This window comes from Streptomyces sp. NPDC005303 (assembly GCF_040607335.1).
GTDB lineage: Bacteria > Actinomycetota > Actinomycetes > Streptomycetales > Streptomycetaceae > Streptomyces.
On sequence record NZ_JBEXGM010000018.1, the window covers coordinates 107,989 to 126,062 of the forward strand.

Annotated in this window: 18 protein-coding genes; 11 read left to right on the forward strand and 7 right to left on the reverse strand. The window is 69.9% G+C overall.

Going from position 1 to position 18,074, the window contains the following annotated elements:
• Position 1: 1 nt before the first annotated feature.
• The 3 genes from ABZT93_RS24425 to ABZT93_RS24435 all read right to left on the reverse strand — a co-directional run bounded on the left by ABZT93_RS24425 (position 2) and on the right by ABZT93_RS24435 (position 2,610).
• Positions 2 to 1,090 carry a trypsin-like peptidase domain-containing protein gene (locus ABZT93_RS24425; protein ID WP_356108017.1) on the reverse strand — a complete coding sequence of 363 codons (1,089 nt, stop codon included), beginning with the start codon at positions 1,088 to 1,090 and terminating at the stop codon, positions 2 to 4.
• 57 nt (positions 1,091 to 1,147) lie between these two features.
• The gene (locus tag ABZT93_RS24430; RefSeq protein ID WP_356108019.1) at positions 1,148 to 1,849 is read right to left on the reverse strand and encodes a methyltransferase domain-containing protein; all 702 of its coding nucleotides are present in this window, start codon (positions 1,847 to 1,849) and stop codon (positions 1,148 to 1,150) included.
• An 83-nt stretch (positions 1,850 to 1,932) separates the two neighbouring features.
• Positions 1,933 to 2,610 carry a DUF3043 domain-containing protein gene (locus tag ABZT93_RS24435; protein WP_356108021.1) on the reverse strand — a complete coding sequence of 226 codons (678 nt, stop codon included), beginning with the start codon at positions 2,608 to 2,610 and terminating at the stop codon, positions 1,933 to 1,935.
• Positions 2,611 to 2,824: 214 nt separating this feature from the next.
• Here ABZT93_RS24435 and ABZT93_RS24440 point away from each other — a divergent pair, with 214 nt between their 5' ends.
• The 6 genes from ABZT93_RS24440 to ABZT93_RS24465 all read left to right on the forward strand — a co-directional run bounded on the left by ABZT93_RS24440 (position 2,825) and on the right by ABZT93_RS24465 (position 7,614).
• On the forward strand, positions 2,825 to 3,604 hold the full coding sequence (locus ABZT93_RS24440) for a PspA/IM30 family protein (protein ID WP_234358555.1): 780 nt from the start codon (positions 2,825 to 2,827) through the stop codon (positions 3,602 to 3,604).
• Between the two features lie 22 nt (positions 3,605 to 3,626).
• Positions 3,627 to 3,905: a hypothetical protein gene (locus ABZT93_RS24445; RefSeq protein WP_356108024.1), complete on the forward strand. Its 279-nt coding sequence runs from the start codon at positions 3,627 to 3,629 to the stop codon at positions 3,903 to 3,905.
• A 126-nt stretch (positions 3,906 to 4,031) separates the two neighbouring features.
• Positions 4,032 to 5,264 (forward strand): sensor histidine kinase, encoded by a 1,233-nt coding sequence (locus ABZT93_RS24450; RefSeq protein WP_356108027.1) that lies wholly within the window; start codon positions 4,032 to 4,034, stop codon positions 5,262 to 5,264.
• Positions 5,261 to 5,938, forward strand: coding sequence for a response regulator transcription factor (locus ABZT93_RS24455; protein WP_356108031.1), 678 nt, complete (start codon positions 5,261 to 5,263; stop codon positions 5,936 to 5,938). Before ABZT93_RS24450 ends, ABZT93_RS24455 begins: the two co-directional genes overlap by 4 nt.
• A 115-nt stretch (positions 5,939 to 6,053) precedes the next feature.
• On the forward strand, positions 6,054 to 6,476 hold the full coding sequence (locus tag ABZT93_RS24460) for a YciI family protein (protein ID WP_020115848.1): 423 nt from the start codon (positions 6,054 to 6,056) through the stop codon (positions 6,474 to 6,476).
• Complete coding sequence (locus ABZT93_RS24465; protein ID WP_356108034.1) at positions 6,469 to 7,614, forward strand: DUF6596 domain-containing protein; 1,146 nt, start codon at positions 6,469 to 6,471, stop codon at positions 7,612 to 7,614. Before ABZT93_RS24460 ends, ABZT93_RS24465 begins: the two co-directional genes overlap by 8 nt.
• 82 nt (positions 7,615 to 7,696) lie before the next feature.
• Here the strand turns inward: ABZT93_RS24465 and nadA are convergent, their stop codons facing one another.
• The gene (nadA, locus tag ABZT93_RS24470) at positions 7,697 to 8,881 is read right to left on the reverse strand and encodes a quinolinate synthase NadA (RefSeq protein ID WP_356108037.1); all 1,185 of its coding nucleotides are present in this window, start codon (positions 8,879 to 8,881) and stop codon (positions 7,697 to 7,699) included.
• Positions 8,882 to 9,136: 255 nt separating this feature from the next.
• Here nadA and ABZT93_RS24475 point away from each other — a divergent pair, with 255 nt between their 5' ends.
• Positions 9,137 to 9,493 (forward strand): iron-sulfur cluster assembly accessory protein, encoded by a 357-nt coding sequence (locus ABZT93_RS24475; protein WP_007381494.1) that lies wholly within the window; start codon positions 9,137 to 9,139, stop codon positions 9,491 to 9,493.
• Between the two features lie 99 nt (positions 9,494 to 9,592).
• Here ABZT93_RS24475 and ABZT93_RS24480 read toward each other — a convergent pair whose 3' ends face one another.
• On the reverse strand, positions 9,593 to 11,053 hold the full coding sequence (locus ABZT93_RS24480; RefSeq protein WP_356108143.1) for a hypothetical protein: 1,461 nt from the start codon (positions 11,051 to 11,053) through the stop codon (positions 9,593 to 9,595).
• Positions 11,054 to 11,924: 871 nt separating this feature from the next.
• Entirely contained in the window at positions 11,925 to 12,134 is a 210-nt protein-coding gene (locus ABZT93_RS24485) for a hypothetical protein (protein WP_356108040.1), read from the reverse strand.
• A gap of 151 nt (positions 12,135 to 12,285) precedes the next feature.
• Between ABZT93_RS24485 and ABZT93_RS24490 the strand changes: the two genes are divergently transcribed.
• Positions 12,286 to 13,260, forward strand: a complete 975-nt coding sequence (locus tag ABZT93_RS24490; RefSeq protein ID WP_356108043.1) for a carbohydrate kinase family protein — start codon at positions 12,286 to 12,288, stop codon at positions 13,258 to 13,260.
• A 4-nt stretch (positions 13,261 to 13,264) separates the two neighbouring features.
• Here ABZT93_RS24490 and ABZT93_RS24495 read toward each other — a convergent pair whose 3' ends face one another.
• Complete coding sequence (locus ABZT93_RS24495; RefSeq protein WP_356108046.1) at positions 13,265 to 14,626, reverse strand: aminotransferase class V-fold PLP-dependent enzyme; 1,362 nt, start codon at positions 14,624 to 14,626, stop codon at positions 13,265 to 13,267.
• 245 nt (positions 14,627 to 14,871) lie between these two features.
• Between ABZT93_RS24495 and coxB the strand changes: the two genes are divergently transcribed.
• The 3 genes from coxB to ABZT93_RS24510 are packed head-to-tail and all read left to right on the forward strand — an operon-like array spanning position 14,872 to position 17,971.
• Positions 14,872 to 15,837, forward strand: a complete 966-nt coding sequence (coxB, locus tag ABZT93_RS24500; protein WP_356108049.1) for a cytochrome c oxidase subunit II — start codon at positions 14,872 to 14,874, stop codon at positions 15,835 to 15,837.
• Entirely contained in the window at positions 15,834 to 17,576 is a 1,743-nt protein-coding gene (ctaD, locus tag ABZT93_RS24505; protein WP_356108052.1) for a cytochrome c oxidase subunit I, read from the forward strand. The genes coxB and ctaD overlap by 4 nt, the downstream gene beginning before the upstream one ends.
• Positions 17,573 to 17,971: a cytochrome c oxidase subunit 4 gene (locus ABZT93_RS24510; protein ID WP_355738163.1), complete on the forward strand. Its 399-nt coding sequence runs from the start codon at positions 17,573 to 17,575 to the stop codon at positions 17,969 to 17,971. The genes ctaD and ABZT93_RS24510 overlap by 4 nt, the downstream gene beginning before the upstream one ends.
• Positions 17,972 to 18,074 lie beyond the last annotated feature (103 nt).

The following is an 18,074-nucleotide window of genomic DNA, read 5'->3' on the forward strand; positions in this document are numbered from 1 at the left end:
CCTACTGCTCGCCCAGCGTCACGTCGACCGTCTTCGCGCTGCCGTCCCGGGTGAAGGTCACGGAGGTCCTCTGACCCGGCTTGTCGGCGGCCAGCGCCTCGGACAGCGACGTGATCGTCGTGATCGAGGTGTCGCCCAGCTGCGTGATGACGTCCCCCGCCTCGATCCCGCCCTTGTCCGCGGCCCCGCCGCTCTTCACGTCCACGACCGCCACCCCGGCGGGCTGGAAGCTGTCGTCGACGACCGTCCGCCCGGTGATGCCGAGCGCAGCCCGGCCCGAGTCGGTGACCTTGCCGTTCTTGATGATCTGGTCGGCGATTGTTTTCACCATCGACGCGGGGATCGCGAACCCGATCCCGGGCGCCGCGCTGTTCCCGAGGTTCGGGTCGATCGCGGCGAGCGTCGGGATGCCGATGACCTGGCTGTCCAGGTTGACGAGGGCGCCACCGCTGTTGCCCGGGTTGATGGCCGCGGAGGTCTGCACCATGTTGGCGATAGTCGCTCCGGCCTCGCCGTCGCCACCCCCCTCGCTGACGGTCCGTCCGGTCGCCGAGACGATGCCCTGCGTCACGCTGGACGACAGCCCGAGCGGCGATCCCATGGCGAGCACGATCTGTCCGACCTGCACCTTGGAGGAGTCCCCGAGGGTCGCCGCCCTCAGCCCGTCCGGCACCCTGTCCAGCTTGATGACGGCGAGATCCTGCTGCGGGTAGGAGTACACGAGCGTCGCGGTCAACGGGCTCTGGCTGTTCGCCGTCGTCACCTTGAGGGTCTTCTCGTCCCCGACGACATGGGCGTTGGTCACGATGTGTCCTTTGTCGTCGTACACCACCCCGGATCCCAGATCACCGCCGGCCTCGATCTGTACGACCGACGGCAGAACGTCCTTGATCACCTTCTGGTAGTCGCTCTGCAGATCGCCGTCGGCGGCGGGCGCGACCGCCTGCGCGGCCTGCGTGGTCGACGCCTCCTTGCGCCCGGCGGAACCGGAGCCGGCGGAACCGGAGTCGGAGCACCCGGACAGGAGCACGACGGAACACACCAGCGCCGCCAACGGCAGCCGCAGAGCACGGGTACGCGAAGCATTCATGCCCCGAGTCTCACTTCGGGGCCGATGCCCGGGCCTGCGCTGTTCGCCCGAACGGGCTCAGCCCCGCACCCCGCACAGGTGAAGCAGCGCGGCGACCCCACGGTACGGATCCGTCCGCCCGGCCCGCTCCTCGCAGGCCAGCAACGCCTCCACATCGGCCGGTGCCTCGGCGTCGTCCGCCGCCGTGTCCGTGAACACCCGCACCCCGTACCAGGCCTGGAGCGGCGCCCCGATACCGGCGAGCGTCGCGGTCAGCGTGCTCAGCCGGTCGGCCCGCACATCGAGCCCGAGCCGGTTGCGGTACGCGGTGGTGTCGAAGGCGCCCAGCGCGCCCGCCCAGTCCCCGGCCAGCCCCGGCCGCATCGCCAGCGCGTCACCGTTGCGCACGAGCAGCGACAGCAGCCCGCCCGGTGCCAGCATCCGCGCCAGCCCGGCCAGGAGCGGATCCGGCTCCTCGACGTACATGAGCACGCCGTGGCACAGCACCACGTCGAAGCTGCCCGGCAGGAAGTGCACCCCGGTGTCCCGGCCGTCACCCTCGATGATCCGCATCCGCTCCCGGATGCCCTCGGGCTCGGCGGACAGGGATTCCCGGGCCGCCGCGACCATGGTGGCGTCCCGTTCGAGCCCGGTCACCTGATGCCCGGCCCGGGCCAGCCGCAGCGCCTGCGTGCCCTGCCCCATTCCCACGTCGAGCACTCGCAGCCGCTGCCCCACCGGGTACCGGCCGACTATCTGCTCGTCCAGTTGCCGGGCCACCAGCTCCTGTCGTACGACATTTCGCAGGCCGCCCAGCTTGTCCAGCCAGGCATCGGCCGCGCCCCCGGAGAAAGATGTCGTACTCAGGGCCGCTCTCCGCGCTTGACCTGCGGCTTCGGCAGCCGGAGGCGACGCATCTGGAGAGAGCGCATGAGGGCGTAGAAGACCGCGCCCTTGTGGCTTTGGTCCGGGAAGCGCTCGGCGAGCCGCTTCCTCAGACGGAAACCGGTGAGGATCGAGTCGAGCACGATGAGCACGATCACGACGAGCCACAGCAGCAGCGCGATGCTCTGCAGCGCGCCCACCCGCACCAGGCTCAGCACGAGGATGACCACGGCCATCGGCAGGAAGAACTCCGCCACGTTGAAGCGCGCGTCGATGGTGTCGCGGGCGAACTTGCGCACCGGGCCCTTGTCCCGCGCGGGCAGGTACCGCTCGTCACCGCCGGCCAGCGCCTGGCGCTGCCTCTCCAGCGCCGAGCGGCGCTCCTCGCGCTGACGCTTGGCGGCGTCCTTGCGGGTGAGCGACGTGTTGGCGACGCTGCGGCGCTGGGACTGGGCCTCATTGCGCTTGGGCGTGGGCCGGCCCTTGGGGGCCTGCGGGTCGCGGGGCTGCTTGGAGTCGGTCAGCTGCGCCTTGTCGGCGACGGCGGCCTTCTCTTCCTTGGTGGCACGGCTACGGAACACAAAACCCAAGGGTAAGGGGTGTCCGGGGTTGGACCCCAGCCCGGTGGGGAACGATCCGGCAACACCAGTCGTCATGTAGGGGGACAGAGGGGACGTCCGGTGACTTGCTCACCCTGAAGGTCACCTACTCCTTACGCCGGAGCAGGGGATCGGTCAGTCGTCCTTGGGGATGAGCGCATCCGTCCCGGAACAGTGCGTCAATGGATGCAGGGCCCGTACTGTGGGTTCTGTCGCAGAGCTGAGCTGGAAGTCCGTCAGAAGGGGGCGCGCGAAGCCCATGAGCGGTGTCATGAAGCGTATGGGGATGATCTTCCGCGCGAAGGCGAACAAGGCCCTTGACCGGGCCGAGGACCCGCGCGAAACCCTCGATTACTCGTACCAGAAGCAGCTGGAGCTGCTCCAGAAGGTACGCCGGGGTGTGGCCGACGTGGCCACCTCCCGCAAGCGCCTGGAACTCCAGCTGAACCAGCTGCAGTCGCAGTCCTCGAAGCTGGAGGACCAGGGCCGCAAGGCGCTCGCGCTCGGCCGTGAGGACCTCGCCCGTGAGGCGCTGTCCCGCCGTGCCGCGCTCCAGCAGCAGGTGACCGACCTGGAGACCCAGCACTCGACGCTGCAGGGCGAGGAGGAGAAGCTCACCCTTGCGGCCCAGCGCCTCCAGGCCAAGGTGGACGCCTTCCGTACGAAGAAGGAGACCATCAAGGCGACGTACACCGCGGCCCAGGCGCAGACCCGGATCGGCGAGGCCTTCTCCGGCATCTCCGAGGAGATGGGCGACGTGGGCCTGGCGATTCAGCGGGCCGAGGACAAGACCGCCCAGCTCCAGGCGCGGGCCGGCGCGATCGACGAACTGCTGGCCTCGGGTGCCCTGGACGACCAGTCCGGCATGCACAAGGACGACATCCAGGCCGAGCTGGACCGGCTCTCCGGTGGTACGGATGTAGAGCTGGAGCTGCAGCGCATGAAGGCGGAGCTGGCGGGAGGCTCGTCGTCGCAGCAGGCCATCGAGGGCGGCACCGGCCAGTCGCAGTCCCAGCAGCCGCAGGACACCCCACGCTTCGACAAGCAGTAGGTCCCACGCCGAGGAGGGCGACATGATCGTACGGATCATGGGGGAGGGGCAGGTGAGGCTGGCCGAGAGCCACCTCGCCGACCTGAACAAGCTGGACGACGAGCTGTTGGCCGAGATGGAGAAGGGCGACGGCCCGGGCTTCCGCCGCACCCTCCATGCCCTCCTCGCCCGCGTCCGGGAACTGGGCGTGCCTCTTCCCGACGACTCCCTGGAACCCTCGGAGCTGATCCTGCCGTCCTCGGACGCGACCCTGGAGGAAGTCCGGGACCTGCTGAGCGACGACGGCCTGATCCCGGGCTGAGGCAGGGGTGCGGACGAGGGTTCGGCTCTTCGACACGGTCCCCGCGACCCACCCCGCCCCCGGTCACCTCACGAGGTACCGCCACCACCGGTTCCGGCCCCGGCGACGGCCCCGTACTGTTCAAGCGTGAGCCGCCCCCTCGACCGCGCCCGGCACCACCTCAAGGCGCACCCCCTGGCCCTGGACGCCGTCCTCGCGGCGGGCGTCCTCGCCTGCATGGTGGCCGGTTCCTTCGTCCAGCCCCATGACAGGGACGCCGTCAGCTGGAGCATCCGCACTCCTGAGCCGCTCAGCCTCGTCCTCATGGCCCTGGCCGCCCTCGCCCTGGTCTTCCGCCGCCGCGCCCCCCTCACCGTCCTCGCCCTCACCGGCACCGCCTCCGTCATCGAGTGCGTCACCGGCGACCCCCGTGCCCCCGTCGCCATGGCCGCCGTGATCGCCCTCTACACGGTCGCCTCCACCACCGACCGCCCCACCACCTGGCGTGTCGGCCTGCTCACCATGACCGTGCTCACCGGCGCCGCGATGCTCGCCGGCCCGCTGCCCTGGTACGACCAGGAGAACCTCGGCATCTTCGCCTGGACCGGCATCGGCGCCACCGCCGGTGACGCCGTCCGCAGCCGCCGCGCCTTCGTCCAGGCCATCAGGGAGCGCGCCGAGAAGGCCGAGCGCACCCGTGAGGAGGAGGCCCGGCGAAGGGTCGCCGAGGAGCGTCTGCGCATCGCCCGCGACCTGCACGACGTCGTCGCCCACCACATCGCCCTGGTCAACGTCCAGGCCGGAGTCGCCGCGCACGTCATGGACAAGCGTCCCGACCAGGCCAAGGAAGCCCTCGCCCACGTCCGCGAGGCCAGCCGCTCCGCGCTCAACGAACTCCGCGCCACCGTCGGCCTGCTCCGGCAGTCCGGCGACCCCGAGGCGCCCACCGAGCCCGCCCCGGGTCTCGCCCGCCTCGACGAACTCGTCGGCACCTTCCGCAGCGCGGGCCTGCACGTCGAGGTCGCCCGCGCCGACCACGGCACCGCCCTCCCCGCCGCCGTGGACCTGGCCGCCTACCGGGTCATCCAGGAAGCCCTGACCAACGTCCAGAAGCACGCCGGCATGAAGGCGAAGGCCGAGGTCAGCGTCGTTCGTGTCGGCCCCCACGTGGAGATCACCGTCCTCGACGACGGGGCAGGCAAGGACGACGACCCGGACAACGGCGGGGGCCACGGCCTCCTCGGCATGCGCGAGCGCGTCACCGCCCTGCGTGGCACCCTCACCACCGGTCCACGCTACGGAGGCGGTTTCCGCGTCCATGCGATCCTGCCGGTCAAGACCCGCACCGCAGCAAGGGACCAACCGGGAGAGCCCGTATGACGATCCGTGTCCTGCTCGCCGACGACCAGGCACTGCTGCGCAGCGCCTTCCGGGTGCTCGTCGACTCGGAGCCGGACATGGAGGTCGTCGGCGAGGCGTCCGACGGCGCCGAGGCCGTACGGCTGACCCGGGAGGAACGCGCCGACGTCGTCCTCATGGACATCCGGATGCCCGGCACGGACGGCCTCGCGGCCACCCGCATGATCAGCGAGGACCCCTCGCTCGCCCACGTCCGCGTGGTCATCCTGACGACCTTCGAGGTCGACGACTACGTCGTGCAGTCCCTGCGCGCCGGTGCCTCCGGCTTCCTCGGCAAGGGCAGCGAACCCGAGGAGCTCCTCAGCGCCATCCGGGTCGCGGCCGGCGGCGAGGCCCTGCTGTCCCCGGCCGCCACCAAGGGCCTGATCGCCCGCTTCCTCGCCCAGGGCGACGCGGACGAGAAGGACCCGGTGAGCTCCGAACGCCTCGCCGCCCTCACCGTCCGCGAGCGCGAGGTCCTCGTCCAGGTCGCCGGCGGTCACTCCAACGACGAGATCGCCGAGCGCCTGGAGGTCAGCCCGCTCACCGTCAAGACCCACGTCAACCGGGCCATGGCCAAACTGGGCGCCCGGGACCGCGCCCAGCTCGTGGTGATCGCGTACGAGTCGGGGTTGGTACGGCCGAGGGTGGAATGACCCGACGAGGGCCGCGAGAACAAATTCTCGCGGTGATGTCGAGAACCCGTGCCCCGCTCCGTCCCCGTGGTGAGAGCGGCCGGAATGGGTCGCATCGGGACCGAGGAGAGACATCATGGCCAAGTACCTGCTGCTGAAGCACTACCGTGGCGCTCCGGCTCCGGCCAACGACGTGCCCATGGAGCAGTGGACACCCGAGGAGATCTCGGCGCATGTGCAGTACATGCGGGACTTCGCGGACCGGCTGGTGAAGACCGGGGAGTACGTCGACGGGCAGGCGCTCGCTCCCGAGGGGACGTGGGTGCGGTACGACGGCGAGGGGCGCCCGCCCGTCACCGACGGACCGTTCGCCGAGACCAAGGACCTCATCGCCGGCTGGATGGTGATCGACGTGGACAGCTACGAGCGGGCCCTGGAGCTGGCCGGGGAGCTCTCGGCCGCCCCCGGGGCCGGCGGGAAGCCGATCCACGAGTGGCTGGAGCTGCGCCCGTTCTACGCGGCGTCGCCCACCGACCCGGAGTGCCACGCCGGTGGATGAGGCGCTGCTCAGAAGCCTCACGCCGAGCGTACTCACCGTCCTCGTCCGCCGCGGAGCCGACTTCGCGGCGGCCGAGGACGCCGTCCAGGACGCGCTCGTCGAGGCGGTGCGGGTCTGGCCGGCCGACCCGCCGCGGGACGCGAAGGGCTGGCTGGTCACCGTCGCCTGGCGCAAGTTCCTCGACGCGACCCGCTCGGACACCGCCCGCCGCCGGCGGGAGGAACGTATCGAGGAGGAACCGGCGCCCGGTCCCACGCCCGCAGCGGACGACACGCTCCAGCTCTACTTCCTGTGCGCCCACCCCTCGCTCACCCCGTCCTCCGCGGTCGCCCTCACCCTGCGGGCCGTCGGCGGACTCACCACCCGGCAGATCGCCCAGGCTTACCTCGTGCCCGAGGCGACCATGGCGCAGCGCATCAGCCGCGCCAAGCGGACCGTCTCGAGCGTCCGCTTCGACCAGCCCGGCGACGTCGCCACGGTGCTGCGCGTCCTCTACCTCGTCTTCAACGAGGGCTACTCCGGCGACGTCGACCTCGCCGCCGAGGCCATCCGGCTCACCCGGCAGCTCGCCGCGGCCATCGACCACCCCGAGGTCGCCGGGCTGCTCGCCCTCATGCTGCTCCACCACGCCCGCCGCGCCTCCCGGACCGCCCCCGACGGCAGTCTGGTGCCGCTCGCCGAGCAGGACCGCACCCGCTGGGACACCGCGGCGATCGCCGAGGGCGTGCAGATCCTCCAGAAGGCCCTCGCCCGCGACCGGCTGGGCGAGTTTCAGGCCCAGGCCGCCATCGCCGCCCTGCACGCCGACGCCCCCACCGCCGAGGAGACCGACTGGGTGCAGATCGTCGAGTGGTACGACGAACTCGTCGGCCTCACCGACAGCCCCGTCGTCCGCCTCAACCGGGCGGTCGCCGTGGGCGAGGCGGACGGCCCTCGCGCCGGCCTGGCCGCCCTGGCCGCGATCGAGGAATCACTGCCCCGCCGCACCGCCGCCGCGGCCTATCTCCACGAACGCGCCGGGGACCTGACGGCCGCGGCCCGTCTGTACGCCGAGGCCGCCCACAAGGCCCCCAACCTCGCCGAACGCGACTACCTGACCCGCCAGGCGGCCCGGCTCAACTCCCGTTCGCGTGACTGATGCAGAACAGCTGCAACGCTGCGCGGTGCTCCGCGTATCGACGACTTGGCCGTCGGGGCGACCGGCGCTTCTGACGGCCGTTCTACGGCAGCGCCAGCATCCGCTCCAGCGCCAGCTTCGCGAACGCCTCCGTCTCCTTGTCGACCTCGATCCGGTTGACGAGCTTGCCCTCGGCCAGGGACTCCAGGGTCCAGACCAGGTGGGGCAGGTCGATGCGGTTCATGGTCGAGCAGAAGCAGACCGTCTTGTCGAGGAAGACGATCTCCTTGCCCTCGGGGGCGAAACGGTTCGCGAGGCGCCGTACGAGATTGAGCTCCGTGCCGATGGCCCACTTCGAGCCGGCCGGGGCCGCCTCCAGCGCCTTGATGATGTACTCGGTCGAGCCGACGTGGTCTGCCGCGGCCACGACCTCGTGCTTGCACTCGGGGTGCACCAGGACGTTCACCCCGGGGATGCGGGCGCGGACGTCCTCCACGGACTCCAGCGAGAAGCGGCCGTGGACCGAGCAGTGCCCGCGCCACAGGATCATCTTCGCGTCCCGCAGCTGCTCGGCGGTCAGGCCGCCGTTCGGCTTGTGCGGGTTGTAGACGACGCAGTCCTCCAGGGACATGCCCATGTCGCGGACCGCGGTGTTGCGCCCGAGGTGCTGGTCGGGGAGGAACAGCACCTTCTCGCCCTGCTCGAAGGCCCACTCCAGGGCCCGCTTCGCGTTCGACGAGGTGCAGATCAGGCCGCCGTGCTTGCCCGTGAACGCCTTGATGTCCGCGGAGGAGTTCATGTACGACACCGGCACGACCTGCTCGGCTATGCCGGCGTCGGTGAGCGCGTCCCAGCACTCGGCGACCTGCTCGGCCGTCGCCATGTCGGCCATGGAGCAGCCGGCGGCGAGGTCGGGCAGGACGACCTTCTGGTCGTCGGACGTGAGGATGTCCGCGGACTCGGCCATGAAGTGCACACCGCAGAACACGATGTACTCGGCCTCCGGGCGCGCGGCCGCGTCCCGGGCCAGCTTGAAGGAGTCGCCCGTGACGTCCGCGAACTGGATGACCTCGTCACGCTGGTAGTGGTGGCCGAGGACGAACACCTTGTCGCCGAGCTTCTCCTTGGCCGCGCGGGCGCGCTCGACCAGGTCCGGGTCGGAGGGCGAGGGCAGGTCGCCGGGACACTCGACGCCCCGCTCGCTCTTCGGGTCGGCCTCGCGGCCGAGCAGCAACAGGGCGAGCGGAGTCGGCTGTACGTCGAGCTCCGTGGTCTGGGCGGTGGTCACGACACGCACCCTTTCTACTTTTCGTCGATCTGACGTTATCTATCATAACCCGGTTCACGTCACTTTGACGATGGTCATTGCGTCGATGTGACGTGAATCCCGAAGATCGGACGATGAGGCGTTTTCCGCTTCCGGTGGCATGTGCGAGCATGAAGAAGGCACCGGAAAAACCGGCGTCCGGCCCGGAATGAATCCGCGGCCTTGCCGGTTGCACCAGTCGGCAAGCAGTCTCCGTACAACCCGGGAGAGATGTAGATGTCCGTATCGGACGAGACCGGCACCGTCACCGACGGCATCATCCTGTCCGACGCCGCCGCGGCGAAGGTCAAGGCCCTGCTCGACCAGGAAGGCCGTGACGACCTGGCCCTGCGCGTCGCCGTTCAGCCCGGCGGCTGCTCCGGCCTGCGTTACCAGCTCTTCTTCGACGAGCGCTCGCTCGACGGCGACGTCGTCAAGGACTTCGACGGCGTCAAGGTCGTCACCGACCGCATGAGCGCCCCGTACCTGGGCGGCGCGTCCATCGACTTCGTGGACACCATCGAGAAGCAGGGCTTCACGATCGACAACCCGAACGCGACCGGCTCCTGCGCCTGCGGCGACTCCTTCAGCTGAGCCCGGAGTTCGACCAGGCTTCGAGCGACAGAAGGCGGCGGCCCCCTCCGACGGGGCCGCCGCCTTCGTGCGTCCTCGGGGTCACCGGGTCCCTGAGGTCTACGGCAGCCGGGCCCCCGGCTTCTTCAGCGGGATCTCCTTGCCGTCCGAGCCCACGACCTTGCGGTCACCGAGCGGCTCGTCGAGCGGCACGGTCTTCTGGATCTCCTTGGCGATCATGATGCAGACCTTGTCCGGCCACGGCGTATAGGTCACCGCGACCTTCACCTCGTCCGCGCTCTCGCTCGCCGTGGCCGCGTAGTCCCCGCACACCCCGCCCGTGAAGCTCACGGTCAGCTCGTCGCCCTCGGCCGTGTAGCCGTCCACCTCGACATCCCGCGTCTTCGGTGCGGAGCTGGGCCGGTCGGAGGGCGCGGTGGGGGAGGCGGGCGTGGGCGGCGTCGCGGTCGCCGGAGAGGCGATGTACCGGGGGTCGACCGCCGGATACGTCACCGTGAAGGGGTCCTCCGCGCCCGTCGCCCGCACCTCGAACAGCCAGGACGGCACGAGCGCCTGCCGGCCGCCCACGAACTGCGACGCCAGCCCGAACACCGCCTTCTCGACGGTGAGCGTGCTCTTCGCCGGACTCGCCGTCGAATCCCCGCAGGGCGCCTCGAGGCGGTCCTTCAGCGGTACGGGACTGGCGCAGCCGCCGATGCCCATGCGGTGACCGGGCGCGGGCACCTTGTTCAGCAGGCCCAGCGTCTTCTCGGCGCTCAGCACGGGATACGTGTCGCTCTTCACCGGTGCCTTCAACTGGCCGGTGCCGCCGACCACTTCACCCTGCCCGTTCACGGTGACGCCGGTCGCCCAGCCGTATGTGGGCAGCCCGCCCACGACCGGATCGGCGTTCACGATCCGCTGGGCGCCCATGGCCTGGCTCGCGTCCAGCTTCGCCGTGCCCTGGCCCACCGCCTTCAGCACCGGCGCGGCGGCCTTCTCCGCGACCGCCTCGCTCACCGGACGGCCGGTGGGGGTCTGTTCGGTCCCGCACACGGTGTCACCGGCGCAGTCGTCGATGACGGGGGAGTAGCGCTGGAAGGTCCACGCGCCGGGCGCCTGCCGGTTCACCTGGAGAGTCGGCCCCGAACCGTCCTTGACCCCGACCCGCCAGACCTGCCCCTGCGCCACCGGTGTCCCCTTGACCCCGAGTGCCTCGGCGAGCCGCGTCACGTCGTTCTCGGTGACCTGCCCCTGGGCCCGGTAGACGGGCGCCGAGCCGGGCCCGTCCGGGAGGTCACCGTCGACGCGATAGGTCACGCCGTACGGATTCGGCTCCCCGGGCGCGATCCCGTTCCGCGCCCCACCGCCCGCGCCGTAACCGTCGAGCGCGAGAGGCGGCGGGGTGTCGTCACCGGACGCGCCCGCGGCCGTGCCGTCCCCGGACCCGCCGGAGGCACCGGCGGCGAGATACGCCCCACCGCCCCCGACCAGCAGCACGGCAGCGGCGACGGCGGCAATGGCGACGGGGGAGCGATGCCGGGCCGGGCGGGGGGCGTCGGCATCCTCGTGCCGGGGGATCTCGGAGTCGGGGAGAGCGGCAGTGGGGGGAGCCGGATCGGGGGCGGCATCGGGATCGGTGCCCTGGCCTACCGGTACGGCGGGATCGGCACCGCTGGGAGCCTGGGACTCGTCACGGGTGCCGGAGGCGTCGGCGCCGACGGCGGGCCGGGGCTGACCGGGGCCCACGGGCTCATCAGGAGCGGCGGCCCCGGGCCCGGAGATATCGGTGCCGACGGGAGTCCCTGGCTGGTCACGGTCCGACGGGGCGTCCAGGTCCGCGGCCGCCGCGGCATCGGAGTGGGGAGCGCTGTCGGCCTCGGCGGGAGACCGGGCCGCGTCCGCGTCGGCAAGGGCGGCGGGGCTCACGACGGCTCCGTCCGGCTCGACGGCGGCACCGCTGTCGGGGGCCGGGCGGTCGTCCGGGTCGGCGTCGGCGACTTGTCCGGCCTCTCCCGCCGAGCCTTCGGCGGCACCGGAACCTTCCTCGGTGCCCTCGGCTCCACCGTCCTGACCGGCCCCGGCGTGGGTGTCCTCCGCGCGGGAAGTCCCGGCGCCGCTCGTCCTCTCTCCGCCCGGGGCCTCGGAACCCCGCTCCTGCGCAGCACTCGCTTCACCGGCACCGTGCGCTTCCGCAGCGCTCCCGTCCCCGCCGCCGGAGGCCTCGCCGGGGCCGTTGTTGTCGGGTCGCTCGGTGTTCACCGCATCGCTCCTTCTGCTGCGCAACTGTCCCTCGACCCTGACCCGACCCTGTCAAAAAGGTCGGCAAACGGGTCGTATCCCGCATCCCCTTTCCGGGGGACGGCGATGGGACGCAGCGGGGGAGCGCGCGGTTCCCTCGAACGCGCCGAGGCTCGCGCCGAGGCACGCGCCGTAATTCAGCCGCAGCGACTCAGTCGCCGTACTCCGACATCGCCTCCAGCAGCCGGGCGGACCCCTCCGGAACCGTCACACCGTGGATCAGCGAGGGAGAGACCGGAAGGGCGGTGATCCGGTCCGGAACCGTCCAGTGCGGAGCCATCCGGGCACAGTCACCGCGCAGCGAGGCGAGGTCCCCGTCCAGGTCGGCCGGGGCGGAGGCGTACAGCTCAAGGTTCGTCATGACGGAACCGTAAGCACGCCGGAGCTCGCGAAGAAAGATCTACTATCGGGTAGTTTTACCTGCTTCACCGCACCGTCGGTTGCCTCGCAGTACTCCATACGGACCCGATAGCGTTAACCGTCAACACACCCTTCCTCTGGAGAGCCTCGCCGTGCGCATCGCAGTCACCGGCTCCATCGCCACCGACCACCTCATGACGTTCCCCGGCCGCTTCGCCGACCAGCTCGTCGCGGACCAGCTGCACACGGTCTCGCTCTCCTTCCTGGTCGACAACCTCGACGTACGCAGGGGAGGGGTCGGCGCCAACATCGCCTTCGGCATGGGTCAGCTCGGCACCAAGCCGATCCTCGTCGGCGCCGCGGGCTTCGACTTCGACGAGTACCGAGCCTGGCTGGACCGGCACGGCGTCGACACCGCGTCCGTCCGGATCTCCGAGACGCTGCACACCGCCCGCTTCGTGTGCACCACCGACGCCGACCACAACCAGATCGGCTCCTTCTACACGGGCGCGATGAGCGAGGCCCGCCAGATCGAGCTCAAGACGGTCGCCGACCGCGTGGACGGCCTCGACCTCGTCCTCATCGGCGCCGACGACCCCGAGGCGATGCTCCGCCACACCGAGGAGTGCCGCTCCCGCGGCATCCCGTTCGCCGCGGACTTCTCCCAGCAGATCGCCCGTATGAACGGCGACGAGATCCGCATCCTGCTCGAAGGCGCCACGTACCTCTTCTCCAACGAGTACGAGAAGGGCCTCATCGAGTCCAAGACGGGCTGGTCCGACGAGGAGATCCTCGCGAAGGTGGGCCACCGGGTCACGACGCTCGGGGCACAGGGCGTGCGGATCGACCGGGTCGGCGAGGAGCCGATCGTCGTCGGCTGCGCGGAGGAGAAGCGCAAGGCCGACCCCACGGGCGTGGGTGACGCGTTCCGTGCCGGGTTCCTGTCGGGGCTCGCCTGGGGTGTCTCCCTGGAGCGGGCGGCCCAGGTGGGCTGCATGCTGGCCACGCTCGTCATCGAGACCGTGGGGACGCAGGAGTACCGGCTGCGGCGCGGCGACTTCATGGAGCGGTTCACCAAGGCGTACGGGGACGAGGCCGCCGACGAGGTCCGCACCCACCTCAAGTGACCGGCTAGGAGATCCGGCGGACCACGTAAGCGGAACCCCGGTCCGCCGGTTCCTCTCCCAGGTACTCCTGCTCCCGCATCTCACACCATGCCGGGATGTCCAGCCGGGCCGCCTCGTCGTCCGACAGGACCCGGACGGTCCCGCCCACCGGCACGTCCTTGATCACCTTGGCCAGTTCGATGACCGGGATCGGGCACCGCTTGCCGAGGGCGTCCACGACAAGTGCGTCGTCCCCCGCCACGGCCGAGGGCGTCGGCGCTCCCAACTGCTCCCGGACCGCCGCCACCGCCCCCGGCAACACCTCCAGGAAGCGGTCGACCTCCTCGGAGACCGCCCCGAACGGCAACGAGACCCGCACATTCCCCTCGCTCAGCACCCCCATCGCCTTCAGCACATGGCTGGGCGTCAGGGTGCTGCTCGTGCAGGACGATCCGGAGGAAACGGAGAAACCGGCCCGGTCCAGTTCGTGCAGCAGTGTCTCTCCGTCGACATAGAGACAGGAGAAGGTCACGATTCCCGGCAACCGCCGCTCGGGATCGCCCACCACGTCCACATCAGGCACCAACTGCGGCACACGCGAACGGATCCGCGCCGTCAGCTCCCGCAGCCGTACCTCTTCCTGCGCCGCCTCGGCCCTTACCGCTCGCAGCGAGGCCGCCGCCGCGACGATCGCCGGCAGGTTCTCGAAGCCCGGCGCCCGCCCCGACTCCCGCTCGTCGGCCGGTCCCTGGGGGGAGAACCGGACACCTTTGCGTACGGCGAGCAGGCCGACCCCCGACGGGCCGCCCCATTTGTGCGCGCTGGCGGTCAACAGGGACCACTCGCCCTCGACCGGCCCCCACCCCAGCGACTGCGCCGCGTCCACCAGCAGCGGCACCCCGGCCTCCCGGCACACGGCGGCCACCTCGGCCACCGGCTGCACGGTCCCCACCTCGTGATTGGCCGACTGGAGACACGCCAGAGCGGTGTCGGGACGCAACGCATCGGCATACGACCGCGAACTCACCGCCCCGCCACGGTCCACCGGCACCTCGGTCACCTCGAACAACTCCGCCGAATGCAGTACCGAGGAGTGTTCGACAGCTGACACGATCAGGTGACGTCCGACCCGCCGACGCCCGCCCATCGCCCCGGCGATCCCGCTGTGCACGGCCCGGGTCCCCGAAGAGGTGAACGTCAACTCATCAGGACGACACCCGACGGCTTCGGCGGCAGCCTCCCGAGCGGCGTCCAGCAACATCCGAGCCCGCCTCCCCTCTCGGTAGAGGCGCGAGGGATCGGCCCACCCTTCATCCAATGAGGCCAACAGGGCCTGACGAGCTACGGGATGGAGTGGAGCACTGGAAGCAGCGTCGAAATAAGACACACAGCAACGCTAACCCCCTAGGGGCGCGGGGAACTGCGCGACCAGCCACTACGCACCCGCGGCCGCCAAACCAGCGAACCCCCGACCCAGTAGGCCCCCCTCCCGCTGAACCCCCGGAGGGCGTCGGCTAGGGTTTGGTCCGCATAAACATCCAAACCCCTGCCCGACGCAGGGCGGCGACCGACCACCGAGTAAGGGCAGGCCGCAGCCAATCCGCGCGGGCGAGACTCTCGGGAAGGCGCTACGTGAGTCCCAACGGCTCCGACCGCTCGCCGCGGCGCCCGATGCGGCGGAAGCTGCTGCAGGCAATGATTGCGGGCCTGGTCCTGGCGACCGCCACCGGTTGCTCGTACAACTGGGAAGACTTCCCCCGCCTTGGTATGCCCACCCCGACCACGGAAGAGGCTCCGCGGATCCTCTCCCTGTGGCAGGGCTCCTGGGCTGCCGCGCTCGCCGTCGGCGTGCTGGTGTGGGGTCTGATCATCTGGAGCGCCATCTTCCACCGGCGCAGCCGCACCAAGGTCGAGGTACCTCCGCAGACCCGGTACAACATGCCCATCGAGGCGCTGTACACCGTGGTTCCGCTCGTCATCGTCTCGGTGCTCTTCTACTTCACGGCCCGCGACGAGTCGAAGCTCCTCAGCCTCAAGAAGCAGCCCGACGTCACCATCAACGTCGTCGGCTACCAGTGGAGCTGGGCGTTCAACTACATCGAGCCCGTCGCGGGTTCGACGGGTGACGCGAAGACGGACAAGAACCTGGACGCGATTCCGACCCGGTTCAAGAACGACTTCCCGGCGAACGCAGGCGGTGTCTACGACTTCGGGACGCCCGCCACGCGGAACCCGCAGACCGGCAACCCCGGCCCGACCCTCTGGCTCCCCAAGGGCAAGACGGTCCGCTTCGTCCTCACCTCGCGTGACGTCATCCACTCCTTCTGGGTGGTGCCGTTCCTGATGAAGCAGGACGTCATCCCGGGTCACACCAACGCCTTCGAGGTGACTCCGAACAAGGAGGGCACCTTCATGGGCAAGTGCGCCGAGCTCTGCGGCGTCGACCACTCCCGGATGCTGTTCAACGTGAAGGTCGTCTCCCCCGAGCGCTACGAGCAGCACCTCAAGGACCTCGCGAAGAAGGGGCAGACCGGTTACGTTCCCGCGGGCATCGAGCAGACCGCCCACGAGAAGGACCGGGAGACGACGAACCTGTGAGCATCCTCAACGAACCCCAGGGTGCCGCGGCAGCAGGGTCCCACTACACGGACGAGCTGCCGGTCCGGCGCCAGAACCGCGGCAGTGTGGTCATCAAGTGGCTCACCACCACTGACCACAAGACGATCGGCACGATGTACCTGGCCACGTCGTTCGCGTTCTTCCTGATCGGCGGCGTGATGGCGCTCTTCATGCGCGCCGAGCTGGCCCGGCCGGGCCTGCAGATCATGTCGAACGAACAGTTCAACCAGGCGTTCACGATGCACGGCACGATCATGCTGCTGATGTTCGCGACGCCGCTGTTCGCCGGCTTCACCAACTGGATCATGCCGCTGCAGATCGGCGCGCCCGACGTGGCGTTCCCGCGGCTGAACATGTTCGCCTACTGGCTCTACCTGTTCGGCTCGACGATCGCGGTGGGCGGCTTCCTGACCCCGCAGGGCGCGGCCGACTTCGGCTGGTTCGCCTACTCCCCGCTGTCGGACGCGGTCCGCTCGCCGGGCGTCGGCGCCGACCTGTGGATCATGGGTCTGGCCTTCTCCGGCTTCGGCACGATCCTCGGTGCGGTCAACTTCATCACCACGATCATCTGCATGCGCGCGCCGGGCATGACCATGTTCCGCATGCCGATCTTCGTGTGGAACGTGCTGCTGACCGCGGTGCTGGTCCTGCTCGCCTTCCCCGTCCTCGCCGCCGCGCTGTTCGCGCTGGAGGCGGATCGGAAATTCGGGGCACACGTCTTCGATGCCGCGAACGGCGGAGCGTTGCTCTGGCAACACCTCTTCTGGTTCTTCGGCCATCCAGAGGTGTACATCATCGCCCTGCCGTTCTTCGGCATCATCTCCGAGGTCATCCCGGTCTTCTCCCGCAAGCCGATGTTCGGCTACATGGGTCTGATCGCGGCGACCATCGCGATCGCGGGCCTGTCCGTGACGGTGTGGGCCCACCACATGTACGTCACCGGCGGTGTGCTCCTGCCGTTCTTCTCCTTCATGACGTTCCTCATCGCCGTACCGACGGGCGTGAAGTTCTTCAACTGGATCGGAACGATGTGGAAGGGGTCCCTGAGTTTCGAGACCCCGATGCTCTGGGCCACCGGCTTCCTGATCACCTTCACCTTCGGTGGTCTGACCGGTGTCATCCTGGCCTCGCCCCCGATGGACTTCCACGTCTCGGACTCGTACTTCGTGGTGGCGCACTTCCACTACGTCGTCTTCGGCACCGTCGTCTTCGCGATGTTCTCCGGCTTCCACTTCTGGTGGCCGAAGTTCACCGGCAAGATGCTCGACGAGCGCCTCGGCAAGATCACGTTCTGGACGCTGTTCATCGGCTTCCACGGCACCTTCCTGGTCCAGCACTGGCTGGGCGCCGAGGGCATGCCGCGTCGTTACGCCGACTATCTGGCGGCCGACGGCTTCACCGCCCTGAACACGATCTCGACGATCAGCTCGTTCGTGCTCGGCCTGTCGATCCTGCCGTTCCTCTACAACGTGTGGAAGACGGCCAAGTACGGCAAGCCGGTCGGCGTCGACGACCCGTGGGGCTACGGCCGCTCGCTCGAGTGGGCGACCTCCTGCCCGCCGCCGCGCCACAACTTCCTCACCCTGCCGCGGATCCGCAGCGAATCCCCGGCGTTCGACCTGCACCACCCGGAGATCGCCGCTCTCGACCAGCTCGAGAACGCCGGTCACGGTGAGAAGGCTCTGGCCGGCAACGGCGGCAAGGAGGCCGGGAAGTGAAGATCCAGGGACGGATGTTCTTCTGGCTGAGCATCTTCATCCTCGCCATGGCGATCGTCTATGGCGTGTGGTCGAAGGAGCCCGCCGGTACCACCGCGCTCTTCCTGGCCTTCGGTCTGTCCATCATGATCGGCTTCTACCTGGGCTTCACGGCCAAGCGGGTGGACGCCGGCGCGCAGGACAACAAGGAGGCCGACGTCGCGGACGACGCCGGCGAGGTCGGGTTCTTCAGCCCGCACAGCTGGCAGCCGCTCGCCCTCGGCTTCGGCGGTGCCCTCGCCTTCCTGTCGGTCGCGATCGGCTGGTGGCTGCTGTACTTCTCGGTGCCGGTGATCCTGATCGGCCTGTACGGCTGGGTCTTCGAGTACTACCGCGGTGAGAACCGCACGCAGTAGCACGACCGGAGCTCAACAGGGGCCCGGACACTCCGTCAGGAGCGTCCGGGCTCCTGCTTTTGCCGTAATCCTTGTCCCTCGTACGAGTCACTCAGCGCGCCGT

Excerpts from the sequence above, each read along its gene's own strand:
- ABZT93_RS24475 (WP_007381494.1), top strand. The coding sequence starts at position 9,137 with ATGTCCGTATCGGACGAGACCGGCACCGTCACCGACGGCATCATCCTG.
- ABZT93_RS24445 (WP_356108024.1), top strand. The coding sequence starts at position 3,627 with ATGATCGTACGGATCATGGGGGAGGGGCAGGTGAGGCTGGCCGAGAGC.
- ABZT93_RS24440 (WP_234358555.1), top strand. The coding sequence starts at position 2,825 with ATGAAGCGTATGGGGATGATCTTCCGCGCGAAGGCGAACAAGGCCCTT.
- ABZT93_RS24435 (WP_356108021.1), bottom strand. The coding sequence starts at position 2,610 with ATGACGACTGGTGTTGCCGGATCGTTCCCCACCGGGCTGGGGTCCAAC.
- ABZT93_RS24460 (WP_020115848.1), top strand. The coding sequence starts at position 6,054 with ATGGCCAAGTACCTGCTGCTGAAGCACTACCGTGGCGCTCCGGCTCCG.
- ABZT93_RS24485 (WP_356108040.1), bottom strand. The coding sequence starts at position 12,134 with ATGACGAACCTTGAGCTGTACGCCTCCGCCCCGGCCGACCTGGACGGG.
- ABZT93_RS24455 (WP_356108031.1), top strand. The coding sequence starts at position 5,261 with ATGACGATCCGTGTCCTGCTCGCCGACGACCAGGCACTGCTGCGCAGC.
- ABZT93_RS24425 (WP_356108017.1), bottom strand. The coding sequence starts at position 1,090 with ATGAATGCTTCGCGTACCCGTGCTCTGCGGCTGCCGTTGGCGGCGCTG.